The sequence below is a fragment of the Bacteroides propionicigenes genome (genome assembly GCF_018390535.1).
In the GTDB taxonomy this organism is placed as follows: Bacteria; Bacteroidota; Bacteroidia; order Bacteroidales; family Bacteroidaceae; genus Bacteroides; species Bacteroides propionicigenes.
This window is the reverse complement of sequence record NZ_JAHBBW010000002.1, coordinates 114,998-132,209: the sequence shown is the minus strand read 5'-3', so window position 1 is coordinate 132,209 and position 17,212 is coordinate 114,998. Positions and strand designations below refer to the sequence as shown.

11 protein-coding genes are annotated in these 17,212 nt (G+C 46.3%); 10 read left to right on the top strand and 1 reads right to left on the bottom strand.

Annotation, left to right across the window (positions count from 1 at the left end):
- Positions 1-214: 214 nt before the first annotated feature.
- Positions 215-2,536 (bottom strand): heparin/heparin-sulfate lyase HepB, encoded by a 2,322-nt coding sequence (gene hepB, locus KG118_RS03360; RefSeq protein WP_117710373.1) that lies wholly within the window; start codon positions 2,534-2,536, stop codon positions 215-217.
- A gap of 306 nt (positions 2,537-2,842) precedes the next feature.
- On the opposite strand from hepB, the gene KG118_RS03355 reads away from it, so the two are divergent.
- The 10 genes from KG118_RS03355 to KG118_RS03310 all read left to right on the top strand — a co-directional run bounded on the left by KG118_RS03355 (position 2,843) and on the right by KG118_RS03310 (position 17,118).
- A complete protein-coding gene (locus KG118_RS03355; protein ID WP_117710372.1) occupies positions 2,843-3,307 on the top strand; it encodes a hypothetical protein in 465 nt (154 codons plus the stop codon).
- Between the two features lie 12 nt (positions 3,308-3,319).
- The gene (locus tag KG118_RS03350; RefSeq protein ID WP_117710371.1) at positions 3,320-4,024 is read left to right on the top strand and encodes a ComF family protein; all 705 of its coding nucleotides are present in this window, start codon (positions 3,320-3,322) and stop codon (positions 4,022-4,024) included.
- A 141-nt stretch (positions 4,025-4,165) separates the two neighbouring features.
- Entirely contained in the window at positions 4,166-5,074 is a 909-nt protein-coding gene (locus tag KG118_RS03345; protein WP_117710370.1) for a tyrosine-type recombinase/integrase, read from the top strand.
- A 451-nt stretch (positions 5,075-5,525) separates the two neighbouring features.
- The gene (locus KG118_RS03340) at positions 5,526-6,089 is read left to right on the top strand and encodes a DUF3575 domain-containing protein (RefSeq protein WP_117710369.1); all 564 of its coding nucleotides are present in this window, start codon (positions 5,526-5,528) and stop codon (positions 6,087-6,089) included.
- Positions 6,090-6,103: 14 nt separating this feature from the next.
- Entirely contained in the window at positions 6,104-7,582 is a 1,479-nt protein-coding gene (locus tag KG118_RS03335; protein ID WP_117710368.1) for an OmpA family protein, read from the top strand.
- A gap of 45 nt (positions 7,583-7,627) precedes the next feature.
- A complete protein-coding gene (locus KG118_RS03330; protein WP_117710367.1) occupies positions 7,628-9,166 on the top strand; it encodes a hypothetical protein in 1,539 nt (512 codons plus the stop codon).
- A 131-nt stretch (positions 9,167-9,297) separates the two neighbouring features.
- Positions 9,298-10,221 carry a FimB/Mfa2 family fimbrial subunit gene (locus KG118_RS03325; protein ID WP_117710366.1) on the top strand — a complete coding sequence of 308 codons (924 nt, stop codon included), beginning with the start codon at positions 9,298-9,300 and terminating at the stop codon, positions 10,219-10,221.
- Positions 10,222-10,240: 19 nt separating this feature from the next.
- Entirely contained in the window at positions 10,241-11,695 is a 1,455-nt protein-coding gene (locus KG118_RS03320) for a fimbrial protein (protein ID WP_117710365.1), read from the top strand.
- 14 nt (positions 11,696-11,709) lie between these two features.
- Positions 11,710-14,076, top strand: a complete 2,367-nt coding sequence (fimD, locus tag KG118_RS03315) for a fimbrial tip adhesin FimD (protein ID WP_147331355.1) — start codon at positions 11,710-11,712, stop codon at positions 14,074-14,076.
- 15 nt (positions 14,077-14,091) lie between these two features.
- Entirely contained in the window at positions 14,092-17,118 is a 3,027-nt protein-coding gene (locus KG118_RS03310) for a hypothetical protein (protein ID WP_213388347.1), read from the top strand.
- The last annotated feature ends 94 nt before the right edge of the window (positions 17,119-17,212 follow it).

Below are 17,212 nucleotides of genomic sequence, written 5' to 3'. Positions count from 1 at the left end.
CGCTATTTTTCTTAATAAATCGATGGATTTGTAAATGCTTGACTATCAATGGTGTTAAGGAAGGCCTATCTAAGTCGTATACTGAGCCTATCTCAGTCGTATACTTAGATAGGCTCAGTATACGACTTAGATAGGCTCAATATACGACTGAATATAACTAATATATTATATGTGTCTATTTTTTACTAAGCATCTGTTTCCTGACGGTTGTTCGTCAGCGCAGAAATTCGTAATGTCCGGCAGCGCCCTCAAAGGCAAGGATGCCGTCGTCCGAACGAACCTCCATGGCGGGAATATATACTTTTCCGTCTTTCTTGATTTGCCATGTTCCCGGGATAAGGTCGGTTATAACGAATTTCATGGTAGTGTTTCCGTCTACTTTCACATCGACTTTACCGGACAAGGGTTGGCTGTTTTTGCTGAAAGTAACAATTCGGTCAGCTATCTGCACACCTACCACTTTCTCGGCGTCGATGCGTTTCACGTCATTCATCTGTTTGCAGGTATTGTCTGCAACTTGCATTACATTCAGGAAGTAGTTTTCCGTAGCGGCAGCTTTGGGAGATACCTCTACGCGCCACGCTCCTTTTTCATTGGCGTCATCAGGACGGTTGGGCGATGCCTCGTTGGGGTAGTTGGTTCCGAACACCCAGAACTCTTTTCCTTTTCCGCCTACCTTCTCTATTTGGGCATCACTGATTTCGGGCAGTAACACCTGGTTTTGCAACATTCCCGTATCTCCGTTCTTGGTACGCTTGATTGTGAAACGATTATTTTCTATTACCGGCTCCTCGATGCTGTGCAGCAACCAGAACTTTTTGAACTGCGGATTGGAAGAAACCACCTTGTCGAATACGATTAATGCGGCAGGTACTTCGGCAGAGTGCAGGTTGAGGAAAACGAAAGAACGTTTTGCCTCTTTTACCTTATCTGTATAAGCTTGCGTAATATCACCTTTCAAATAAGAATAATCCGGCTTATTAAGGTCCGGTCCGAAACCGTGCGCCAATGCTTTACCGGTGGTATAATCCTTGCTCAGCAGCTTTTCAAAGGAACGGCAGGTTTCCCAGCGGTCGCCGGGCATACGTTGTCCGCCGTCGTTGGCTGCGAATTCGGTCTTGTCGCCTCCGCCATAGTTCCAGCAGGCGAATTTCTCATCCGGATTATATACCAGCAGAGAATTATGCGCGATGGTACGTTTAAAGAAATTTTTGTTGTGAGGGCTGTTATATCCGCCGGAACTCCCCTGGTAAGCTCCCGCGTCAATGGCAAGAGGGCCTCGGTAGTATAATTGGAAAGAACCGCCGTCCATATGCTGATGGTTGCCGACAAACTGTTCGTTTATCTTCATTTCGGCAATCACACTGTTCTTGTCCCATGCCGTGCGGGCTATCATCCAGCCGAAAGGACTTCCTGAGTAACGCGTCAACGGCAGGTCGTCGGGGGCTTTGGCCTTCAAATCCAAATCTCTCCACAGAATGTCGAAGATGAGGCAATGACGTTCGATATTGGGCTTGCGTTCGTACTCGTATGCCAAGTAGCTGTCTTTGTAGAAACTGGAAGCCAGCATGGCGGGTAATGAATAAGAAGGCATGTTTCTGCGGATAGGATTAGTGTCACCCGCCGGCATTACCTGTCCGTCCGGACGTCGGCGATATAAGAAGTCATAAAGTACGAATTGCTGTGCCGGATTGTATATGGCTCCTGTACCCATGCGGTCTAATATCCACAAAGAGAAAAGGTCATTGCTGAAACGTACATTTACGTAGCTTGTTCCCTGATGGTAATTGTGTCCGGAGTAGATGTAGTTTCTTACAGGCAGATAATCCTTGAACATCATCTTTATTACGTAATTGTACATATCCGGATATTCGTCGTAGATGGCTATGCCGGCGGAAAGCATATCCCGTAGTATCATCCACTCACTGGAATGTCCGGCTATCGGCTCGTTGTTGCGTGGCGGGTAACCGCATTCCATTGTTTTGGCTATGCGGATGAAAGATTCGATATAAGCCTTCTTTTCAGATTCTTTCATTTGGTCGTAGCACCAGTCGTACACCATTGCACCGCAGGTCAGCATCACTCCGCTGGCGCGTGACAAATCTCCTTTTGTTCCATAATTGACGTTCTGGAGCGTGTCCAGCATGGCGGTAATGGCGCTTCTGGCTTGTTTTTTGTCACCGTATACCAGATAGTCGAGTGCTTGTACTTGTACGCGGCTGGTCACACCACGCATCTCAAAGTAATAACGGAATCCTCTGTCCTTTACCTTTGCTTCTTCTTCAGGAGTACGATCCTTGCCCAATTTCTTTAGGGTGGCAAGTACTTCTTTTACGTGCGGATGGTTCATTCGTTTTTTCAAATCCGGTACATCGGTGGAGCGTACATAAAGTCGGGGATGTACTTGCGGGGGAATGGGCACTGTGACACCTTCCATATTCTCCCAAGTAACTTCTGTCCTGTTTTGTTGGGCATTGCTTGTCAGGCAGAAAACGCAGAGGAAAAGACTCGTGATAAATAGAATGCTTTTTTTCATGTTTTTTCGTTTGGTATATTAATAAGTAGTTGTTTTTCTATTCGTTTCGGAGGGGTGGACCGTACTTAATCCTCTGTAAATGTAAAGCAAAAATAATTATCCCGATAGTCTTTGGGCAGACAAAAAACTTCCGGTTCTGCATTTTTGAACATAAATGATATATGCTGGGACATTATTAGTATTGCACACCTCTTGTTCGCTCATTGTACAGGATAATTAAGGTATAAGAATTGCAGGATTTATTCGTTCCTATCATATTTATTTCTACCTTTGGCGTGAATATAAAAACATTAAAAACCAATAACTATGAATGTTAAAGTGATTTCTATGTGCCTGGTATGTGCCGGAGCATTCTTGGTGAGTTGCGGAAACGCCCGCGAAAAAAAAGCTGAAACAGCCGATGCAGCTGAAAAAACAGAAATGGTCGGAAACGATAAGGACGAACATGGATGTGTTGCTTCGGCCGGATATACATGGAGCGAGGTGCAGAAAGATTGCATCCGGTTGTGGGAAAAAGGCGTTCGCCTGGCTTCTGTGGAAAATGCGGAGAATACATTGTTCATTGTGTTCAGTCCGGATTCCACTCAAGTAGAACTGTTCTTCCCGGAAGAAGGTGCTCCGAATGAAATCCTCGACCGTCGTAGCCTGCCTGCCGGCGGATATGCTTGGAATGCAGAGGATGACGATACGAAGAATGTGCGTCTGGAAAATGATAAATGGACTGTCAGCCAACGTGGAAAACTTATTTATAAGCAGGATGCGGATAAATAGTTTTTTTTGATAATGGAAAGCACACTTAAAACTTGGTTCTTATCTTTTCTTCATTTGTTCTTTTCCCGTCAGTGTGCAGTGTGTGGCACACCCCTGCAGGAAGGAGAAGAGGCTATTTGTCTGAAATGTAATATGGATCTGCCTCGTACGGATTATCATCTTCGTACGGATAATCCGGTGGAACGTATGTTCTGGGGAAAGCTTCCTTTGGAACGCGCTACCTCCTATTTCTTTTACCATAAGGGCAGTGATTTCCGCCGGATACTGTATCAATTGAAATATAGCGGCCGTAAGGACTTGGGAGAGATAATGGGGTGCTTTATGGCGGCGGAACTGACTGTTTCGGGGTTCTTTCATAATGTGGACGTCATAGTTCCCATCCCTTTACATCCCCGCAAGCAACGGATGCGGGGGTACAATCAGAGTGAATGTATCGCCAAAGGTGTGGCTGCAGTTACGGGTATTCCTTTGGATACTGTTTCCGTGATGCGCAGGAAGCATACGGAGACACAGACAAGTAAGTCTGCCTATGAGCGGTGGGAGAATGTGGACGGCATCTTTCATCTCCGCCATCTCGAACGTTTCGTCGGAAAACATATCCTGTTGGTAGATGATGTGCTTACTACCGGAGCTACCACCACTGCGTGCGCCGATGTATTTCGGGATGTAAAGGGCGTGCGTATCAGTGTGCTGACACTTGCCGTAGCGCATTTTTGATAAATTCCGGTATTTCGGAAGACAGACAAACTTCCGGATGTGTATTAAAGTTTGTAATCTGTGTGTTTTTTTAACAGAATCATCACCTGAACTAATCTGTTTTTTAGGCATTTATATGGCTCACTTTTAAAGTAGAGCTATATGAGTAAAACAAATCTGTCGGCCTATATGGCCATGACTATCTCTCAGTTGAGAGGAGAACGGCGCATGGGTACGGCGCACGTGTATCAAAGTACCTTGAATCGCATCAAGGACTTTATGGAGCGGGATTCCATAAGTTTTGAAGAAGTCACTCCCGTGTGGCTGAAAGCGTTTCAAGAGTATCTGCTGGGACGTCAGCTCCATTGGAATACGATTTCCACTTATATGAGAATGTTGCGTGCCACTTACTTTCGCGCTGTGGATGAAGGGATGGCGTCTTATCAACCCAGACTTTTCAAAGGGGTGTATACGGGAACAAAGGTTACCGTGAAACGTGCTGTGGATGAAGATGTGTTCCGCCGGCTTGATACACCTGTGGCGGATGAAAGTCTGGAATCCACACGCTTGCTTTTTCTATTGCTTTTTATGCTTCGTGGAATGCCGTTTGTGGATATTGCTTATCTGCGGCATTGTGATTTACATGATAATGTGATAGTATATCGTCGTAAAAAGACAGGCGCATGGCTCACTGTACGCGTTGAGGCTAAAGCAATGGAGATTATCCGCAGTCTCAGGAATACCGACGAGGCTTCTCCCTATTTATTTCCTCTTATTCATCATCCGGGAAAGAATGAGTACCGGCAATACCAAAACGCTCTGCGCGGTTTTAATTATCGCTTAAAGAAATTAGGAGAATATATAAACGGCATTACGGGATTGACGAGCTATACGGCAAGGCATAGCTGGGCTACTATTGCAAATTATCGGAATTATCAACAAGAGCTTATCAGTAATGCAATGGGACATTCTTCTGTTAAAGTAACAGAAACTTACTTTAAGAGACACTCGGATAATAAGATATGGGATATGAATAAGGAAATAGTATCTTATATATTTGATAAACAGTAATTTGTGAATCTTTAAGTAAGTACGATGTATCATGTTGACTTTCTGATAATACAACAAACGTTCTCCGTTACTTTGTAGGTAATGGAAATTATTTGTTTATCACAAATATCAACAAAACATTTGTATCAAACAAGAAAAAAGGATTTTTTTTTGAAAAATAAGTAAAAACAGCCTTTCTATATATTTATAAGGCACATTAGTTTGAATGACAGTATTTTCCCTTAATGGGAAATGCATAATACTCCCATAGCCGTGTTATGTAAAATTAACACGGGAAGATCTGCCCGTACTCTCTTTATTCATCCGATAATCCGTAACAGTTGGTTATGTCGGTACAAGAATGCCTCTTGTAGCGTGTTTCTCCTTGTTTCCCGTTACCTACAAAGTAACGGAAATGTTAAAACGACAAGGCATATAAATAGATAACTTATATCATATAAAAACGGAGAGTATGAAAAAGAGCTTTTGTATTATTTTCCTATTTATCGGCATCTCTTTGTCAGCGCAGGATATAGCCGTCAAAACGAACCTGCTGTATGATGCCACGACCACCTTCAACCTGGGCGCCGAATTCCGTCTGGCTCCCAAGTGGACGCTGGACCTTTCCGCCAACTATAATCCTTTTACTTTCTCGGACAGCAAGAAGTGGAAGCACTGGATGGCACAGCCCGAAGCACGATACTGGCTGTGCGAGGCATTCAACGGACACTTCTTGGGCCTGCACCTGCTCGGAGGGCAGTTCAACGTGGGTAACGTGGAATTCCCTCTGGGCATCTACCCCTCTACCAAAGGCTACCGCTACGAGGGCTACTACTACGGCGCGGGTCTGGCCTATGGCTACCAATGGGTATTGAACAGCCGCTGGAGCATTGAAACGAGTGTAGGCGTGGGTTACGTGCAAAATCATTATGACAAATACGACTGTCCCAAGTGCGGCGAGTGGAAAGAGAAGAACGACAAAGGCTACTTTAGCGTCACCAAAGCCGCCGTATCACTGATATACATTATTAAATAAGGAGGAAGCGCATTATGAAAAAAGAACGGATATATGGCAAATGGATATGCGGCGCACTGCTCTTGTTCGGAGCGTATGCTCCGGTTTGTGCACAGACGGGACACCTGGCCGGAGTGCGCGTGGTAGATGACGAAGTAAAGAAGCATGGGCGTGAGGTGCACGTGAACCTTGTGCTCGATGTGGCCGGCATGCATGTGAAGCGCCAGGAAAGCGTACGCCTCTACCCGGTGGTAGTGGCCAAGGAGGGCGGTAAAAGTCTGGAACTTCCCTCAGTGGTGCTGGACGGCAAGGTGCGCGACAAGATACATCGTCGTACCAAGGCGTTGACCGGCTCTGCCGTGACCGACGGCGCGCAGACCGTGCTGCGGCGCAAGAACGGCAAGGCGCAACAAGTGGAATACAGCACGGTGATACCTTACGAGCCGTGGCTCGGCTCCGCCCGTCTGGTACTGCGTGAACAGACCACGGGCTGTGCAGAGTGCGACAAGGGCACAGAAGAGTCTCCCGTGAAGAGCACGTTCCTGCAACTGTTCCGGCCGCATTATACGGTGGCATTCGTCCCGCCATTGAAGGAGCCGGTGAAGATGCGTGATGAGGTGAAAGTGGCCCGTTTGAACTTCCGCCAGGACAGCCATAAGATAGACCCGGCATTCCACAACAACCGCCGGGAATTGGACAGTGTGCGCCACTCCATCGACATTGTAAAGGACAACGAAGACCTGACAATTACGGGCATATACATCACTGGTTACGCTTCGCCGGAAGGGCGTGCCGCCTATAATGAGAAACTCTCACAACGTCGTGCCGAGGCCTTTGCGCAATATGTGCAGAAGGAGACAAAAGTGGATACACGCCTGTGGCACGTGGTATGGCGGGGTGAAGACTGGGCGGGGCTGCGCTTGGAGCTGGACAAGTATCCCAATTTGTTGCAGCAGAAAGAGGTGATTGCCGTGGTGGATGCCTGCGGGGGCGATTTGGACACCTGCGAGCAGCGCTTCAAAGATGAGTTCCCGCCGGAGGTGTACCAGCGGCTGGTGAACGAGGTGTATCCGCCGCTTCGCCGTAATGAGTACCGCATCGAGTACAAGGTGCGTAACTTCAACCTGGAGGAGGCCCGCAAGCAGATACACACCAATCCTCGCCTGCTGAGTGTGGAAGAGATGTACCAGGTGGCGGCGTCCTACGGGGCGGACACCCCGCAGCATGGCGAAGTCCTGCTGATAGCCGCCCGCACGTATCCCGGCAATGTGCCGGCCGTGGTGAATGCCGCGCGCTACGAACTGGGGCGTGGCCGCTTGCGGGAGGCCATCCTCCTGCTGCTTCCCTTGCAGGAAGAGGCCGATGTACGGGTGCTGAACTGCCTGGGCGTGGCCTACGCCAACGACCGGCAGTACGAGAAGGCACGTGCCGTGCTCCAACGTGCCGCCGCCACGGGCGATGCGGAGGCCAAGGAGAACCTGCGCAATGTGGAGGGCGTGATAGCGGACTTATAAAGAGAAACGAACTATTCATTTATTTATTTACTAATTCTTAAAATTATGAAGCTAAACAAGTTTTTTATGCTGGGATTGGCCGGATTGGCGTTCGCGGCATGTAGCAATGACGATGAGCTTGGGAATGGATTGCCGGACGACAATACGCCTAAGACGCTGATTGTATCTATCAAGGGACTGGGGGATGCATCTACACGCGCAACTATGGATGCCGGAGGAGCTATTTGGACGGAAGATGCCAATGCTGCTGCCGCTCAGGGTAACATACAGAACCTGGCGTTCTTCTTTACGGATGCAGCCGGTGCGGTGAAATACAAGTATCAGATATCTAAAGAATTGCCGGATGGTACTGAAGAAGCTGCAGCCCAAGCTAACACGAAGAAATGGAGTGCGCTTTTTGGGACAACCGGTGCCAAGTTCGTGGGCTTGACGGGAGTTTCTGCCGTACATATTGTTGCCAATGCCATTTTTGACACAGATGAGTTTGAAAAGATTACTAATATCAGTTCCCTAAATACAACCTTGGCACAGCAAGCTCCGTCCATTGCGAGAAATGCAGTGGTGTATGTAGGCAGTGACAAGGAGGTATTGAAAGAGGTACACGCGGAACCGGCTGATGCTACTGAGGAAATAACGCTGGAGGGTGCCGATAATGAAGGAAGCCTTTATTATAATGCTGTAGTGGAATTGAAGCCGATTATCTCCCGTATTCAGATAACGAGTATCGAGGTAAAAACAACCGGTCAGATTTTATTCCCTGATGAAGAAACTACAGCGGGCGGTATTATAGCCACTAAAGATAAATATGCTATTCCTTGGGAAAATTTCAAACCCGTGCTGCATGGTATTTATCTGAACAGATTTGCTGATTCTTTCAATGATTTGCTGGGTACACATAAGGATATGAAAGATACAGATACCTATGTGAATACGATAAAAGACGGTACATGGTCGGTTGGTGGTACTGATAAAAAGACTGAAGCTGCTTATATTGATTATGACTCTGACGTAGAAGATGACTATGGCACTTTATTACCTTATGTAGATGCTTCAATTACCAACGGCATAGCCGAACTTATTCCTACCGCTGCTGCGGGCGAACAGCAAAAGTGTATTGCTTTCAATGTGCTGGTTCCATTCGCTACGGATGCCAAAGCTGGTGCGGATGGCGTTGCAGGGAGTGATATTGCCAATCCTACCATACACTTCCAGTTTGGTAAGTACATGACTCCTGCTTATAATATCTCAGCACCGACTATGGCCAATGGTGATGCTATTGGAGCTGATAGCAACGATGATAAGTTTGTAAAGGCTTATACCGAACAAATAGCCAGCCTTACAACGGACTATACATTGCCGACTACAGACGAGTATCTGTTTGCCAATATCAATAAACTCTATTCGGACGCTGAGAAAGAGGTGGAATTGGAATTACAGCCCGGCAAAATTTATAATATGGAAGTACTGATTACTCCGGTCAATATGTCTATCGACTTGAGAGTTCCGAAGAGCTATAATGTAGTTGTAAAGGTTTCGGTGGTTCCGTTTGAGGAAGCGAATATTTATCCGGGTTTGGATGAATAACCTATAAGGGTATGGATGGAGATGTGCCGGAGTTTGCAATCTGCGGTGGATGACGGCACATCTTCCTCTTTCCTTGTTTCTCCCGACTTTTATCTTATATCTGATTATTTATTCTTTAGAGACATACAGAAATGAAAAAAGATATACTATTCCTCTTGTTGCTGATACCCTGTATCCTCACCGGCTGCATCAAAGACAATCTGGATGACTGCCATCGTAGCTACACGCTACTGTTCCGCTATACGGGTGACGGTACCACCGACATTTTCCGCCAAAAAGTGACGAAAGTCGATCTGTATGTTTACAATGCGGAAACAAAGCAACTGGTGGAAACCTATACTGTGGACCGTGCGGCGTTGGAACAGCTGCAAGGCATCACACTCACGAACCTTGCCCCCGGCAACTATGAAGCAATCTGCTGGGGAAACGCAGGCGAACATAGCGAGGTGGACGACAGCGAGCACGAAGCGCACGGAAGCATCGCCTCACCCGAGTATTACGATGGAACGGCCATCGACACCAACGACGAACTGTACCATGCCGCCAAAAGCTTCACCATCAGCCGGGCATGGGAAGACGTAAAAGAAACTTGTGACTTTACATGCGCCCACATCAACCTGAAAGTGCGCATGGAGGGTTTTGAAAATGCGGTGTTCCCGCTGACCAAGGCCGCAGGCGACGCCTGCCCCGTGGGTCTGCGGATGACATCGCTGGCGGGATGCTGCCACTTCAACGGCGAACCCTCGGAAACGCTGGTGGCCTACACGCCCGAAGCCGTGCGTGCCGCCGGAAGCGAAACAGCCTACGAGGCTGTGTTCTGCACCCTGCGCTTTGAAGACGAGAACGACATCGAACTCCAACTGACTGACCCTGCCACCGGTCAACCCTTCCACACTCTGAGCGTGGAGCAGTACTTGGCCGACAACAACCTGTCCGTTGAAGACAGGCAGGAGGTGGAACTCTCCATCCTGATACGCTTCGAGGGCGGAGGAGTAGGCGTAACGGTGAAGCCTTTTGAAGAAGAAGAAATACATCCGGGCATGGATGAAAAATGATATGTAAACTTACTACTGTATGAAAAGAGAAAATGACATATTCCAACGGACGGTTCGTAGGACGACCGTTTTTATATGGATGGCAGCCGTCCTGCTACTGGCAGGATGCAATAAGGAACAGAACCTTTCGGCTCCCGGTGGCAATGGTAAACTGGAAGTGCGATTGGTCATCGATACCAAACAGACGCAGACGCGTGCCACTGATGTGAGTGTAATCAATACCTTGCGTGTGTACGTATTCGATGCTACAGGGAAACCGGTGGGTTATACTTACAATGGCAATCTGCAGGAATCGGGTGCTGCCTACTATCTCCCGTTGCGTTTGCAGCAGGGAGGAAATCTGGAGTTTTTCGTTCTTGCCAATGAGGGCGGGCTTACTTACGGTAGCGGCACCAATGCCAAATCTTTAGACGAGAACATCTCACACAATGAACTGCACGCTTTGGTGTTCGACCGGAGCAAGGTGACAAACGGATCTTTAATGAGCGGTTGGGTAACAGAGGAGATTACCGACACCCAGGGAGTGACCGTAGTGGAGTGTCCGCTGACCCGCGATGTGGCGGAGCTGAACCTCTACTTTGCCACAACAGGCGGAGCGGTGCAGATTACAGACGTGACGTTACATGATTATAAAACGGATTCTCCTGTATTCTGGGGTGATACGGATGACGCAGGGCAGGGGAATACTTATAGCGATAATAGCCTTGGCTTGATTGTTCAGAATGCCAATGACTTTCCTACCCTATCGGAGAGTGCAGCAAATAACTTGACTGATTACACGACGCAAGACAAAGTGGCAACTGCCTATCTGGTGAAGAATTCAGACGGTTCCGATAGTTGGGATACGGAGCCGAATACAGAGAAAAAGCCCCGCCTGGCAATCAACTATACCGTAGGTGGCACACCCCGCACTGCCGTTATTTACCTTCCGCCGATTGCAATCAATCATCAGTATAACATCTGTTGCCTGGTAAAGGCTGCCGGAATATTGCTTCACATCAGTATAGATGACTGGGAGGAAGCCGGGTATGAGATTACATGGACCGATGAGTCGAATATTGCGTTCGGTCCTGAACCTACAGAACTATATATAACGGAGGTTATTTCTGAAAGTGATATGCTGGGAGGACAAAACGCAGGTTTCAGGATAAGCGCCGGGCAAGATAATGCACTGGCAAATGTGAAGTGGCAGGCTACCATTGACAATGTAACGGACTTTACTTTTGCAGACCAATCTGGACAGCCGATACCGGCTCCTGAAGGAGTATTGACAGATAAGGGAGAAACTTTTTGGGTGAAAGCCCTCAGGCCTTTTAATGAGGCTTCGGCGGGTGGAACAAAAACACCGCAATGCCGGTTGCAGATAAAATTGGAGCAAGCTGACGGAAGCTGGTTGGTTTGTTCGCTTCCGTGGGATGAGACTGAGATTCAAGATTTTATCCTTATAAAGCAGGTCCAACCATCGTCTAATTGATAAACTATATAGTTATGAGAATTCATTATTTACATAAATGGATGGCGCTGTTGCCTATGCTGTTACTGTTTGTAACAACCTCTTGCACGCAAGAGGACGAGATACAGGCCGATATGGGAAACTATGACAACCAGGTCCTGATTAGGATTTCTACGGGTGACGAAAGAACTACCCGTGCGGCAAGTGGCATCGAGGGGGTAGTAAACACATTGCACCTATTTGTTTTTGAGGCGACCGGCGGAATACTTTCTGCTGAAACCAAGTGCCACTATAGCCTTAGCTTACAGCATGTGGATATTACGAAACCGGTCTCTTTGGGCAGTAAAAAGAATTTCGATTCGGAGAAGGAGTATAAAATATGCCTGATAGCCAATTATGATCTGCCGACAGAGGTGGAGTCAAAAATAGAGAATGGTGGGCAATTAGCCGTGAGCGACCTTAACAGCCTGATAGAAACGGAAATGAACAAACCTCCTTTTACAAACCTTGAAGCTTTGCTAATGGAGGGAGAAAGTGATGCTGTAGAATTGAACGATGAAACGTCCGAACCGATAGAAGTACCTGCTACTTTGACCAGAGCTGCGGCAAAAATTGTATTGAATATTGCATTGTCATCGGAATTTTTGGGGAGCTATACTCCGTTTGTCGGTTTGGCTGGCAATAATCAAATAACATTTACCAATCCTGCGCTTACTACTAACGTGAGGAGCGGACAGGGTATATATCGCGGATCTGCATCGGGAACCTTTACCTATGACTATGAGATGGAAGAGGGCGGAATCATTACTTACACGCTCTATTCGTATGCTTGCGAATGGGTGGGGGGTGACTTGGAAACTGCATCTTCTTTGGTTATCAATATTCCGGTACAGCCGAAAAAACCTGAGTCATCGCCCTTAGAGATCAACTCGTATGCTATTTCGTTGGATAAGTTTACTTATCAAACCGTAAATCCCGCCCCCGAAGGTATGGGTGACAGCAGAGACTACAGCTTGCAACGAAACTACGAATATACCATTGAGGCTACAGTACGGGCATTGGGCAGTAACGAGCCGAGTGAACCGGTGCCCTTGGAGGGTGTCGGATTTGAAGCAATGGAATGGGGAACGATAAATATTGACATAGATGGAGAAACCTCCGGAGATTTCCTCTCCGTGAATTATCACGAACTGAGCTTGACGGATGATACGAAGAATTCCGTATTGCATTTCGACGCATCGGATGATGTAACCGTTGCACTGGCTGGGGATGTGTATTATTATAATAAATTCGGACAGCGGAAAGTAGTTGGAGAGGGGGGAAGCTGGAATGATCCGACGTACGGATATGATGTTAAGTTCGAGTATGCTGAAGGTGAAGTAACAGGAAACGTTACCATTCTATCTGAACCATTGCCTAATAATGCGCCTAAATACTTTAGAATTAAGATTACGAATAATCATAATAAGAATCTTGTGGAGTACGTAGATGTTGTGCAATATCCTTTGAATTACGTAACGTCTACCTTTGGGTATTATTCGTCGCTGCGCGATGAAGATGGTAGAGGATGTGATTTCTTGGACGGACCAACAAATGATTCTGATAACAGATATACAAAGGAAAATAATAATAACGAGTTGGATACGGGTGAAGGGGTCAATGGTTATTTTGTAGTTAAGTATGTTAGGTGGAATGAAGTTGATATGGAACAAGATGACAATGGTAAGAAGGTTCCTACTTTATTGAAGAGTAATCATACATTGGATTATTATTATTATGATGATGATGATGGTAATGGTAATAGTAATAGTAATAGGAGTCAATGGAATAGTGCCAGTGTAAATACTCATAAAAACCCCCGTATGTATCATGTACGAATTACAGCTTCTTCAGATGAGTATACATTAGGGGTGCCTCCTTTAGATGAAAACGGATATACACAAGGAGGAGAGGATGTGGGCAATATGGTATCCCCCTCTTTTATGATAGCTTCGCAATTAGGCGCTTTTCAAGGCTTTCCGAATTATCAGGAAGCACAGGTTCATTGCAGTCGATATGAAGAAACTACTTTTTTGGATTATCAGGAGGGGATTGTAGTAAAATATAAGAACTGGCGTGTTCCCACACCGGCAGAACTTACCATTATTGGAAAAACGCAGACTAACAGTAAAAATAACTATAGTGCTATTGACGAGGTGCTTGCTTTGGATCAATATTGGTGCTCATTGGGTAAGGTTTGGAATACAAAAGATCAAACTGTAAGTAATCATAGTAGTGGTGGATGGGGGAGGCAACCTGCTGTCCGCTGTGTGCGCGATGCCAACGAACCGGGCAAAATTATTCGCATTAAAGACACAACTACGGACTGGCCGGATCAGAGACCGAGTGTTACCCCTTACTAAATTCAGTACACGTTTATGAAAAAGAAATTATTTATACTGACTGTTTTTTCGCTCCTGCTTACCGCTTGCGTGCAGGACGAATTTGTGAACGAGTTGCCAAAGTATGACAAGAACGGTAATGTAATCCTGCGTTTCTCCGGTACGGCTCCTGCCATGCAGACCGTAAAGACCCGTTCAGTGGATGAGGATGGTTGGGGACTGCAAACAACCTATCTCTATAACTTTGACCGTAATCATAGCTATCTGGGACGTACCTTGGTGACAGTGAACGAGGACACACAGGTGGGTGGTCAAGATGCTGTTTACACAGGGAGTTTTGAAGCATCCGTACCCCCTTCCACCCGATATATACATCTAATTTCCAACCTGAATGAAAAGTCGTTGGAAGGCGTGCATTTAGGTATGGATGAAGTGCAGCTTATTGCTTCCCTGGCCACATCTTCCAGTATGATGGGGTACTGGGGAAGAATGGAGCTGCCGACAAAACCGCTATCTGGCGATAAAGATGAAATCGATACGGAAGCTGTGAAAGAGAAGTCGATTACGCTGGTGCGTAACCAAGCCTGCGTGCAGTTAGGAACTATGGCAGCCGCGAACTTCACGGTCAATGCTTTTGAACTGTTCAATATTTACGCGAACGGGATGGTGGCACCCTATCATACGGTGGAAGACGATGCCTATGCAGGTTTTGATTATACTGAAAGAACCCTGGACCAAACAGATAACCTTCCTTACGTAACCATGCCCAATGAGCCGCTGCATGCTTCCGAAGACATTTCCATGTTCGAGAATATGGACGCTAATCCAAAGTATATCTTTGAACATCCCAATGGCGATGATTATCCTATTTACGTCATCTTGAGGGGGCGTTTTGCACCTGGCACAGCTGGTACAGATTCTGACCAGGATTATTATTTCAAAGCCTCTTTGGTGGCGGGTGAGGAGAACGACCCGGTTGAAATCTGGCGTAACTACCGCTACAATCTGAATATAAAAGGTAATTTTACGCTTGCTAACGGCACTACCGATAGGGACAAAGCTAAAAATCTGCGTTCTGTAAACAATGTGTGGATTTCGTTGGACAACAGCCATCCCAAGGTGTCTGACGGGGAGAATGTGTTGGATGTGAAAAAAGTGTTGCACGTCATCCAAAATGAGAATGCTGCAAACCATAATTTTGAGATACCTTATGAATATATCGGTGATGGGAATGTTACTGTTTCCTGGCTGGCAAATGAGAATATCTTCAACTCGACAATCGATACCAAGACAAAGGGAATAATCAAAGTTCAGCCTTTACATAATCCCACAGAGACCCCCGAACGTGCCACTTTGCTGGTAAAAGCCGGGGCATTGCGCCGGGAAATCTCGTTGATATTGGTAAAGAACTTTGTGTTTGAGGGTGTGTGGTGCTCGACTAATGTCAGCTCGGGGCAAAAAGACCAGTTGGTGACATTGCTATTCGACATTCCGCAGAACTTCCCGCCTGAGTTATTTCCGCTGGAATGTCGTATCTCCACCAACGGTATTGACACGAAAGAAGCTACCAAACTACCTATTATAGCGCTTTCCGATTATATTGATAAAGGGGGTGATATCAATGATAATAGTATCGCTGACGGTGGTTGGGGCGGCCGTTTTCCGCTTGCGAAAGATTTGGAGGATAGTGGAGAGGATCAGGGCTTGGCTGAAAGCTGGGGCTATAAATATGTGTATACTGCCAATGAGGTGGGAGTGCAGCGTGTTTATTTCCTTACCAGCATAGGTTATGGTTCAGGGGAACATCCTGAACCGGGACATATCTATGTGGAAGCAACCAATTTTGAGACTACCCATAAGCAATATACATTCAGTAGACAATCTGATTGGGCGTTGAAAATGGTGAATACTTCGGTTTATAATCCAAATGAAGCAAAAGATGAAATACACAATGTACAGTACAAGCTGGTGGCGCCTGTAAAAGGAAGCTCGGTTTCTGTAGATTTCCAGTTTCTAAAAGGGGATAACCCTGTTACGAATTTTGGTCAGGATATGACTGATATTATGATTTTTACGAATGCAATGGAACCGCAGAATCCTGCTGCGACTTATTGGAAATGGTATGATGCTGGTGGCAGCCTAATCGAAGATGGCACTAATTATGCACCTATGACATCACCCAGCAACGGCGGATATTACTACGTATTTAATCCTGTGGACGCGAACGCAAGGCAGTTGTATGATCCGAAGACAGGCATTTTTAGTGTTCCTTTTAAAACCAAGCAGCCTTTATGCGCCGATGTAATCCGTATTGCCGTACCGAAGGATGATTCCTACCGTTCTGCCAGTTTTGAGCTTTCCTACTTCGATCCTTTTCATTTTGTGAGTGACCGGGATGTGACTGCTGGGAATACGACGCGTTCCATCGACGCGGACTACCATGCGGATATAGAGGTTGAATTGGATGTGAACTCTGTAGAAAGACCGGTAGACGGCCGGTTGCAAGGTTCAACAGGGGAGGTGATGGAAGTATCTCCGGGTGAAACGGTAGATTGCTATATTTATACGAATAATTTTGTTGTGGAGGGTGCAACACCTGTTTCGATCGGTTGCTATAAATATACGGCAAAAAATCATTATCCCGGTACTGGTTCTTATGAGAATCTATCCATTAATAAATTAACACTCAAACCTAAAGATGGTAAGGTTGTGACAGCCGAAACCATTGTAGTGAAAAGTGAAGAAACGCAAGTCGCTTTTGTCCCTCTTGAAATAAGGGTGACTAATAAACCTATAACGGGTACTATCTGCTACGAATCAGCCGAAAGTCCGATACCTTCAGATGAGAAAGTTGATATTATTACCCAGCGCAACGGTACGCGTATCGGTACGTTTGTTATCGGTGCTGGTGGAGCGTATACATTGCGTCTTAAAGGAGAGTTTGATTTCGGTTGGTCGGAAGCTTTGCATGTGATGTATACAGCCGAGGACGGTACTCTTTATCAACTGTCTACGACTTTGGAGAAAATAAACGACAATACTATAATTACTTTGATTAAATGACCTTATACAATGGCTGTCTGTGAAGATAACCTTGTTGTTTGTTTTGTTTGTAGCATCCCATTCTCGCCTGGTGAGGCGAAGAACGGGATGCTTT